Raw genomic sequence first — 9,059 nt, forward strand, 5'->3', positions numbered from 1 at the left:
GCGTCGCAGAAGTCCAGAGGCGTCTTGCCTCAACTCACGAAGTCCCACCGTTTCCATGACCCCATTGTAGCGCTTGTGCTACACACTCGCTCATGCCGCGCGTGTTGCGGTCCAGGAGGCCACAGCTAACGTTCTCTTATGCCCGTAGCCGCACACATCGCTCGGCTCCGGGAGAAAGTGGGCCACGACCTGCTCCTACTGCCCTCGGTCGCCGTGCTGCCGATGGACCCGCAGGGCCGCGTCCTGCTAGTACATCAGGCGGAGTTCCAGGCATGGGGCACGATCGGTGGCGCGGTGGACGTGGACGAAAGCCCTGCCGATGCAGCCCACCGGGAAACCGCCGAAGAGATCGGCACAGAGGTGGAGCTGACGGCCATCCTCGGAGCCGTCGGTGGACCCCATTTTCGGATCACCTATCCCAACGGTGACCAGTGCGCCTACGTCAGCACCATCTTCGGGGCGCGCATCATCGGGCGTCCGCCACAGCCGGATGACGATGAGGTCGACGCACTCCGGTGGTTCACCCGCACCGAGCTGCGCAGCGAACCCTCCCTCGGCTCGTTCGCCACCTCCACGTTCCGAGCCCTCGGCTGGATCTAAGAAGGACCCTGTACTGCCGCTGTCGTGGCGTTGCGTCTTCCGTGTCGTTTCACGAGTGGGTGGACGGGTGGATGACGGCGCGACTCTTCGGTTCTTCGGTACGGTTCACGCCATGGGCGACGGTCGGGACTGCACCGAGCGGCGTCGAAAACCGGCGCAATGGCGTTCGACTGCTCTGGTGGCCATCGTTCTGTGTCTCCCCGGTGTCTACCTGCTGGGGCGCGGACTGTTGACGGCCTTGCCGATCGTCTACGGCGGATCGGAGGAAGAGGCTGCGAGGCGGGCCCTCGGTCTCGTCCTGTTGCCCGTCGGATGCGCGCTGCTCGCCCTCCTCGGAATCATCCTCGCCCTCGCGGGCCGTCGCCCCATCGGGGACGTCGTCGTGGTCGCGGCGGTGGTTACCGCCTTTCTGGGCCTGGGGATGAGTTGGAGCCTGTACGCATATTTCGCCGGGCTGCCGCTGGTTGCCTTGGCGATCGGCGGGACGGCTGCAGCGGTGCACGAGTGGTGGGTGTCCAAACGCCACTCGCCCTCGAACACGTGACAGGGCCATACACCTGCAAGTCCTACTTGAGTTGCCGCGTACCGACGTACTCCTTTGCCGCGCTGAGGACGGCTACGCTCGTCCGATCATGCCGCTGCGGGCGCGTGGCTTTCAAGTCCTGCCGGTTGGCGCTCGGCCCTGACGCCACTGGACGGCGCGATGGCCTGAATCATCCCCGTGCGGGGCTCTTGATGGATCTGTGTGCGGTCAGTGCGAGGGCTACACCCCCGGCCGCTGCGGTGAGGACGGCTGTCAGCTGGAAGATTGACGGGGCTGCCGAGGCTGAGGCCAGCGCGAGGATGGCGAAGGTCAGGACGACTGCTCCGGTCTTCGCCCGCACGCGCAGGTGTGCGGCCAGGACTGCCAGGACGACGAATGCCGGCAGCGGCGAGGTGCGCACATGCTCGGCGGTGAACCAGTAGCTGTGGTTGACCGCGGCGTCGGCAAGCGCGATCAGTCCGGTCACTGCCGCGACGCCGGCGCTGATGAGGGCGGCCCGCGCCACCGCGAAGCGCGGGAGGGCGGCCACGGCTGTGGCGAGCCTGCGCGGGGTGGCGGTCATGGCCACAGCAGCCAAGGAAAGGCCCCACCAGGCGGCGTCCCTGGCGGTCAACGGCAACCCGGGCGATGGGTCAGCCGGGGTGGCGTGGCCCCACGTACCGGGCACCTGAGCGGGCCACGGGATGCCGGTCGCGACGAATACCGGGTAGGCGGTGACCAGGACAGCTGCGACCAGCATCGCCGCCCATGCTGCCGCCGGGCGGCGAGCCCAGATCATGACGCCGGCGATGAGCCATGCCGCGTGGACCGGCCAGCGGGGGTCCAGCCATCCGTCTCCCCGCTCGGCGTCAGCAAGGCGTACCAAAGCCGATGTCCAGGCCTGTGTCGCCACCACGGCCAGCACCATCATGACAAGCATGCCCGCCAGGTGCCACGGGCGTGGCGCAGCCTCAGCGCCAGTGACGTGCGGCGACAGGACACGGACCTTGGCCGCATGGACCACGACTCCGCCCACCTCACGGATCCTGCGCCACGTGCCCGGGCGGCGGTCGTCCGCGTCGAGCAGCACACCGACGATCTCGGCGCCGTGGGTGCTGCGGTACGGCTCGGGGTAGGCCAGCGTGAGTAGGTGACACAGGTGCTCGTAGGCCGATGCCCTCATGCCACACCTCCCGCCCGCCGCGGACGGGGCGCGAAGCCAAGCCGTCGGCTCGCCTCGACCACCAGCGAGTTCATGCGCTCCACCTCGGCGGTGAGCACGCTCTTTCCCGCAGCGGTGATCTCGTAGGTCCGCCGCAGCCGTCCGTTGACGACCTCTTCCTCGGCCACCGCGACCCACCCCTGAGCCGCCATTCGGTCCAGCGTGGCGTACAGGCTCCCCACGGCCGGGCGCACCCGACCACCGGAGGCCTCCTCGACCGCCTCGAGCAGTGCATAGCCGTGCAGCGGCTGGTTCACCAATGCCGTCAGGATCAAGAACGACGGTTCCCTCAGTCCGGTACTCATGGGACATGAATACTCGCGTAACACGACTATGTGCCGGCGACACGCCGTCCACCACGAGGTTCACACCCTCAGAGGCTCGCCGCGACGGCGGACGCCCTTGGCAGACGCACTGTCCTCCTGCTGATCGCATCCTGGCCAGGGACCGGGGCTCACGGCGTACGGTGAGGATCTGAGGAGGGACCGATGATTCCCACGATGCTCTTGTTCGGGTTGGTCCTCGGCCGCTGGTGGAAGACCTGCCTCCTGGTCGCAACCCTGGGCTGGCCCTTGCTTCTGTGGTTCGACGGCATCATCGAGTCACCCAATGAGTTCCTTGGAGCGGCTGGACTGGCTGCCTTGAATACCGCCGTCGGAGTTGCGATCCACCAGTCGCTGCTCCATCTGCTCAGATGGCTACGCAAGGACCGTCGCGCCCCGCACCACGCAGCCGCCTGACGCACTCTTCTGCCGCTCACCGGTTGAGGTCACTCCCTGTCCTCCGATTCGCGGGCGCTACGGGGCCCTGACATCCTTGGCCGAGACCATTGCCGCACCGAGGCCCCATACCCTCCAGGTGCCGTCCGGTAGTCGTACCAAGGTGAGGTAAGCGCCATCGTTGACGGCATAGGCGGCGAAGACCTGCGAACTGTGTGCTACTTCAGGGATGAAACGGACGAAGGCGAGGTTCTGCGGATCGTCCACTGCGTAATACACCTTGCTGGCGATGGACTTGTTATTCAACAGCGCCGCTGCCCATTCGTAATCGTCCCACGCAGGCGGGTGGACAGTAAGAGTCTCCAGGATGTCCAGGAACTCGTCCTTATCCAGCAGCGCTCTCCACCAGTTGACTGCGACGCTCAACGGATCTTCTAGGTCGGGGTCGGTCAGGGCTTGATGGAAGGGCGATGACTCTACACTTGTGATCACGAGCGCCGGGATCTCCGAGACCTTCGTGACGCCGTCCAGTATCCGCTGGTGCACGTTGTTGGCGAAGGTCGGCGCAGCCCCGCCAGCTGGGCAAGCAGTTGTTCCGTGGTCATCGGCGGGTTGCGGCGCCGACCTGCGTCCGCGTGCAGGGCTTCGATGCAGCCCTTCTCGTCGTAGTTGAACAGCCTGCTGAGAAGTACCTCCGGATGGATCACCTCGAGCCCATACCACTCGTACGACGAATTTGGAAAGTCCTTGATGTTGACGGTGACGAGGAGATCCGCTCCCGCAGCCACTGCGGCCGCCAGGACGTGCCGATCCTTCGCGTCGCAGGTCATCTCTTCGACATGGTCCTCGAAACCGTGAACCGACGACTCGGGGAAGCCCGCGCGCATGTGGCTGAGTCGGTGTTTGACCTTGTCCGGGTCCAAGTCGAGCTTCCCGGTCAGGGTGCGCTCCACCTCGTCGAGGATATGCTCGGACCACCGTGGTTCGAACAATTCGCGCTCAGCCATTGTGAGCAACGCCGAGACAAGCGGATAGGGAACGAGCACGCACGCATCAAGGAGAACTACTGGTCCGGTCAACGCGTCGTGAGGTAGTCGTTGGTATCGGACGAGTCCTGGGTGGCTGCTAGCCCCTCAAGCGCGCGAGCGCGACGTGCGGTCCGACTGTCGAGAAACTCTTGGACGGCCTGTCGTGAAACCCGGCGGTGTGTGCCCGGCCGCTCGAAGGGGATCACCCCCTCCTCCAGCATCTTTACGAGAGTCGGACGGCTGACTCGAAGAAGGTCTGCCGCCTGCTGGGTACTCAGCATCTCATCGGCTGACACCACGAGGACTGATTCCCCCTTGGCCAGCCGGTCGAACATGTCTACCAGGAGCCCGCGCGCGCCATCGCTCAACTCAAGTTCGCTGTCGCCGACACGAAGCGTGAGCGCACGGAGGGCTCCTTCTCGCAGACGCTCAGCCTCCGCAGCAGGGATGTCGTCCGGTGTGACCCGTGTCTGAGTCCGGCTCATCCACCCAGCCTACGACTCAAACGAAAGAAACGGAACCCTCCCCCCCTCCCCCCTCCCTCGCAGGCAGTCGCCAGCTCCCGACAACAGCAGCGCGTCGACCCCCGGCCCGGCGGCGCGAGCACGATGCACGGTTCTCGCATGGAGGACTAGCGTCCGACTCTGCGGCGGCCAGGCCACGGGTTCGAGCTGACCCTGTTGCGGATGCTCATGGTTCTGGCCAACTCGGTGGAACAAGCCGGTGGGACAGCCCGCCACGCCAAGCCTCCACCGCCGGCGGTTAGCGCGTGGAGCTACGGCGACTCTGATTGGCGGATCGCTCGCTCCGCCGTCACGGTCCATGAGCCGCCGGCACATGGAGAAGCTCCCGTATGGCCGTTGGGTTGGTTTGGGTCAGCCGGTGGCCGTAAAGGAACTCGAGGGTGGCGTTGGCGTCCTCGTCGAGAAGGCGTTCCGGAAGGACGACTATGGCACCGGGCCGCTGCACGCAGCTGTCGCAGTACACAAGCAAGCGTCCACTCACATCACCCTCGTTGTAGGGATAGATCACGATGTGTGCCGCTGGGGAACCGCAGCTCATACAAGTCCTCACGATGTGATCCTAGGCGCAGCAAGACGACATCGTCGACGTCCTCCCAAGCGCCCGACTTCGGAGCAACCGCGACGTCAGTGCAGCTCGCACCCGGTGCCGCGAATCTCTGACATCGCTGAGCCAAAGCGCTCAGCACGCGCCAAGTGCAACGTCGTTGCTGGCAAGCGCTTGCGCAGCGCCGATAAGCGTGTCGAGGCGATGCTCCCAATCGACGAGCTTGGCGGGACGTGCCTCTGCCGACCCCGCGAAGATCCGAGACGGATGCATGATGTCGTTGCGGAAGTCGGCTAGCCCCTTGGTTGCCTTGCGCCACCCCAGGCCCGTCGCGGAAACGGCGTTCCGGTATCGGTCGATCTTGCCGGCCACAGTGACGAGGTCGTCGAGACTCAGACACGAGAGTTCGTCAATGAACTTGTCCTTCGACCGGAGGTCGGCAGCGATAGCTTCGTGGCTCGCACGACGGGCCGGGCCGAGAAGGTTCACCGCCTCCATCTGATCGGGGTACCGTCGGCGCAGATGCTCACTGAGGGTGTTCTCGAGGTGCGCGAGCCGGAGGTAGAAATAGGTTCGCACCGGCACGGTTCCGAGATCCGTCGGGGTCACAAAACCCGTGACGCCACAGCCGTCGAGTACGAAGACGAAAGGTTGCTCGGTCATACGGCGCATCAGGTCAGACAAAGTGGCCTCCGTAGACACCAACAGTTCCGCGCCTAAGGGCCGCATCACCGCCCCGACTGCAGCGCCTGGTCCCGGCGCCGCCGCCCGCTCGAAAATGCCAACGGGCATACCGTCCGTCAGCACCGGCGCATAGTCGTACTGCTCCTCCGCTAGTCGCGCCGCACACTGTGAGGCGTCGTCGTCGGGTTCCACCGCCAAGGCCTCCTCCAAAGGCATGGCTACTTGACGTGCACGTATCGCGGTGGACATGTCTTGGACGATCAGAGCCATGAGCGAAGCCTCGCACGTCCGTCCCCCTCCGGAGTCGTGACCCGAACGCCGCGGTGGACCCCCAAGCAAAGCGGCGGGGACAGCCGACGATCGGGCACGATGCCAGACCCGCCATCCGCTACTGCCGCTCTGCGAGTGCGGCCTGGTGTGCGCACAGGACCCCTAGAACACAGGCGCTACACGCCGGCGCTCTACTCATGCATACCCGCTGCCTGCAGGCCGTCCCAAGTTTGGATACGAGCGTATTCCTCCACGTTTCGCCGATAACAGTCGCCGACTGTGCCCTCGTAGGTAGTGCCCTCCTCGTCCACGTAGTTCGCTAGTCCGGTGGGCACTGGGATAACGACACGTCCGACAGGGTCATCGGTCTTTTCCCCATCGATGTTGAGGCGCAGTTCAAGCAGGTAGACGTACGCCGCGACCTGCATCTCCTCGTCATCCACAGCGACTGCCAACTCGAACCGATCTGATCCATTGGCAGGAACTTCATGCACAGCATCGACACTAACGACTTCACCCTCTTGCGGGTCCGTCGGAAGGACAACGTCATGGGTTTCACTCACTGGCAAGCCGCCCCCAGCTTGGCAGATATCCAATCTTGCATATTCTCGGATGGTCAACTCGACGCCAGCTACCACTGAAGCCAGCTCTCCGGCATTCTGCATAGTTATCCGGATCGTGCTCGGCACGACGGTGATTTCCTGTGCGTCTGGACCGAACTCGAGTGAGCCAGCACTAGCGGCAAGGCCTACTACCTCAGTCTCACTGCTTGGAGTATCTCGTACGGCGAGCCAAACAGGCGTAAAGATTCCGGCTATACCACTAGCGATGCCAACGACGATAGCCGCCGTCTTGAGACGTCCCCTGTCCGAGCCGTCGTCCCCGCCGTCCCCCGCCATGAGCCATGGTTGCACGCGTGACAGCGGGCGTCTAGTGCTGGCGCCTGCGGTTCTGTGCTGGCCCGTTGTCTGGCCAACGGGAAGAGGAGCCACTCGGTTCTCAATGCGTCCTGACACGAGTATGCAAGTGTCCGTCGAGGGCCGAACCTAGAGCCGCACGTGACTTCGAAACTGCGCCAGTTGACGACCCGTGCGGTGAGGATCTCCAGAACACGCACAGGCGACGGCCCTGGATTATGAGGGATGACTACGGGTGTCAACTCATAACCAGGGTGGATCGGATGATGCTCGAGGGCCCGCCAGCAAGCGCGCATCTGCCGCACTGAGCGTGGTCCGCACGCTCCTGCCGCGATCATGCCGTCGGTCGTGTCGGTGCTGCGGTGGGCGGACCGGACAGCCGGCCTTGTTCCGGCGTGTTATGGCTGGCGCGCGAGGTCGGGGTCCGGGTCGTGCCTGGGCGAAGACTACTGCGACGGGGACAGGATGTGGCAGATGTCCTGGTCTGCACAGTCGCCGGGGTCCAACAGTTGGCTGCGCTGCAGCAGCACCTCGAGCTCTGCCTGCAGCGTGAGGAGGTCGCGGATCCGTGTCCGGACGTCAGCGAGTCTGGTGTCCAGGAGCGTGGTGACGTGCTGGCAGGGGGTGGTCCCTTGGTCACGCAGGTCCAGGATGCCGCGGATCTGAGACAGCGTGAGCCCGGCGGCCTGCGCCATGGCGATGAAGCGCAGCCGTGTGGCTGCGGACTCGTCATAGACGCGGTAGCCGTTCGCCCCGCGCGCGGGCTCGGCCAGCAGACCCTGGCGCTCGTAGAAGCGGATGGTCTGGCTGCTCACTTCGGCCGACTCGGCCAGCTCTCCGATCCGCATTTCGCCCTGTCCTACCTCGCACGCTTGAGCTTGTACCAGGGTACAAGGTCTAGCGTCGCGGGTATGGACGTCTGCCTGCTGTACTACGAAGACTGCCCCAACTGGAAGGTGACGCACCGCAGGTTGGTCGCGATCGCGGCCGAGCACCCAGAAGTGGTGCTCCGGCGTCAGCGCGTCGAGACCCTCGAGCAGGCCGAACAATTGGGCTTTCGCGGCTCACCCACAGTGCTGGTCGACGGGGCCGACGCGTTCTCCGCACCAGAGTCAGCAGCGGGCCTCTCCTGCCGGGTCTACCCCACGGCCGACGGTCTGGCCGGGGCACCGACCACGGAACAGCTGTACGCAGCGCTGGGGCTGGCCCAGGAGACCACGCGATGACCCACGACTACGACCTGATCGTCATCGGCGCCGGCATGGCCGGCGTCACGGCGGCGAACAAGTGCGCCTCCGCAGGGTGGAAGGTCGCGATCGTCGACGCCCTGCCCTACGGCGGCACGTGTGCCCTGCGCGGGTGCGACCCCAAGAAGATCCTGCGCCGCGGTGCCGAGGTCATCGACAGCGCCCGCCTGATGCGCGGCAAGGGCATCGACGACGACGGCCTGTCGATCAACTGGGCCGACCTCATGGCGCACAAGCACGGCTTCACCGACCCCGTCCCCGAGCAGGTCGAGGCCGGGTTGTCAGACAACGGGGTCACCACCCTGCACGGTACCGCGCGGTTCACCGGTCCCAACACCGTGGCCATCGACGACGCCCCCTACACCGGCCGACACTTCCTCATCGCCACCGGTGCGCGCCCCCGCCCGCTGGACCTGCCCGGGCACGAGCACCTGGTAGACAGCACCGGCTTCCTGGACCTGCCCGAGCTGCCGCGACGGATCCTGTTCGTCGGCGGGGGCTTCATCTCCTTCGAGTTCGCCCACATCGCCGCCCGGGCCGGCAGCACCCCGGTCATCCTGGACCGCAAACCTCGACCGCTGAAGGCCTTCGACCCCGACCTCGTCGACCTCCTCATCGACCGCAGCACCCAGGTCGGGATCCAGACCTGGCGCTCTGCGACGCTCACCGCGGTGGAGAAGAGCGCCACCGGCTATCAGGTAAGCGTGGATGAATCAGGGCGGTCAAGGACAGCCGAGTTCGACCTGGTCGTCCACGGCGCAGGCCGGACCCCCGAGCTGAC

The 9,059-nt window shown here is 65.5% G+C and carries 13 protein-coding genes; 5 read left to right on the forward strand and 8 right to left on the reverse strand.

What is annotated here, in order from left to right; all coding sequences use genetic code 11:
* Positions 1-213: 213 nt before the first annotated feature.
* Positions 214-600 (forward strand): NUDIX domain-containing protein, encoded by a 387-nt coding sequence (locus BJF81_RS10525; RefSeq protein ID WP_269087327.1) that lies wholly within the window; start codon positions 214-216, stop codon positions 598-600.
* Positions 601-667: 67 nt separating this feature from the next.
* Complete coding sequence (locus tag BJF81_RS10530; protein WP_143780799.1) at positions 668-1,144, forward strand: hypothetical protein; 477 nt, start codon at positions 668-670, stop codon at positions 1,142-1,144.
* A 169-nt stretch (positions 1,145-1,313) separates the two neighbouring features.
* Here the strand turns inward: BJF81_RS10530 and BJF81_RS10535 are convergent, their stop codons facing one another.
* The gene (locus tag BJF81_RS10535; protein WP_075958307.1) at positions 1,314-2,306 is read right to left on the reverse strand and encodes a hypothetical protein; all 993 of its coding nucleotides are present in this window, start codon (positions 2,304-2,306) and stop codon (positions 1,314-1,316) included.
* Positions 2,303-2,650, reverse strand: coding sequence for a PadR family transcriptional regulator (locus BJF81_RS10540; RefSeq protein WP_075958308.1), 348 nt, complete (start codon positions 2,648-2,650; stop codon positions 2,303-2,305). The genes BJF81_RS10535 and BJF81_RS10540 overlap by 4 nt, the downstream gene beginning before the upstream one ends.
* 183 nt (positions 2,651-2,833) lie before the next feature.
* Here BJF81_RS10540 and BJF81_RS10545 point away from each other — a divergent pair, with 183 nt between their 5' ends.
* Entirely contained in the window at positions 2,834-3,085 is a 252-nt protein-coding gene (locus BJF81_RS10545) for a hypothetical protein (protein ID WP_075958309.1), read from the forward strand.
* 57 nt (positions 3,086-3,142) lie between these two features.
* Here BJF81_RS10545 and BJF81_RS10550 read toward each other — a convergent pair whose 3' ends face one another.
* The 6 genes from BJF81_RS10550 to BJF81_RS10575 form a co-directional block, all read right to left on the reverse strand.
* Entirely contained in the window at positions 3,143-3,610 is a 468-nt protein-coding gene (locus BJF81_RS10550) for a hypothetical protein (protein WP_143780800.1), read from the reverse strand.
* Positions 3,553-4,143 carry a PIN domain-containing protein gene (locus BJF81_RS10555; protein ID WP_083664159.1) on the reverse strand — a complete coding sequence of 197 codons (591 nt, stop codon included), beginning with the start codon at positions 4,141-4,143 and terminating at the stop codon, positions 3,553-3,555. The genes BJF81_RS10550 and BJF81_RS10555 overlap by 58 nt, the downstream gene beginning before the upstream one ends.
* On the reverse strand, positions 4,140-4,577 hold the full coding sequence (locus tag BJF81_RS10560; protein WP_083664160.1) for a helix-turn-helix domain-containing protein: 438 nt from the start codon (positions 4,575-4,577) through the stop codon (positions 4,140-4,142). Before BJF81_RS10560 ends, BJF81_RS10555 begins: the two co-directional genes overlap by 4 nt.
* Before the next feature lie 718 nt (positions 4,578-5,295).
* Entirely contained in the window at positions 5,296-6,114 is an 819-nt protein-coding gene (locus tag BJF81_RS10565) for a CBS domain-containing protein (RefSeq protein ID WP_075958312.1), read from the reverse strand.
* 191 nt (positions 6,115-6,305) lie between these two features.
* A complete protein-coding gene (locus tag BJF81_RS17565) occupies positions 6,306-7,013 on the reverse strand; it encodes a hypothetical protein (protein WP_143780801.1) in 708 nt (235 codons plus the stop codon).
* Positions 7,014-7,477: 464 nt separating this feature from the next.
* Entirely contained in the window at positions 7,478-7,879 is a 402-nt protein-coding gene (locus BJF81_RS10575) for a heavy metal-responsive transcriptional regulator (RefSeq protein WP_075958314.1), read from the reverse strand.
* 63 nt (positions 7,880-7,942) lie between these two features.
* On the opposite strand from BJF81_RS10575, the gene BJF81_RS10580 reads away from it, so the two are divergent.
* Positions 7,943-8,257, forward strand: coding sequence for a thioredoxin family protein (locus BJF81_RS10580; protein ID WP_075958315.1), 315 nt, complete (start codon positions 7,943-7,945; stop codon positions 8,255-8,257).
* On the forward strand, positions 8,254-9,059 hold an 806-nt coding region (locus BJF81_RS10585; RefSeq protein ID WP_143780802.1), incomplete at its 3' end, for an FAD-dependent oxidoreductase. The genes BJF81_RS10580 and BJF81_RS10585, both read left to right, overlap by 4 nt.

Source organism: Ornithinimicrobium sp. CNJ-824 (assembly GCF_001942405.1).
In the GTDB taxonomy this organism is placed as follows: domain Bacteria; phylum Actinomycetota; class Actinomycetes; order Actinomycetales; family Dermatophilaceae; genus Ornithinicoccus; species Ornithinicoccus kibberensis.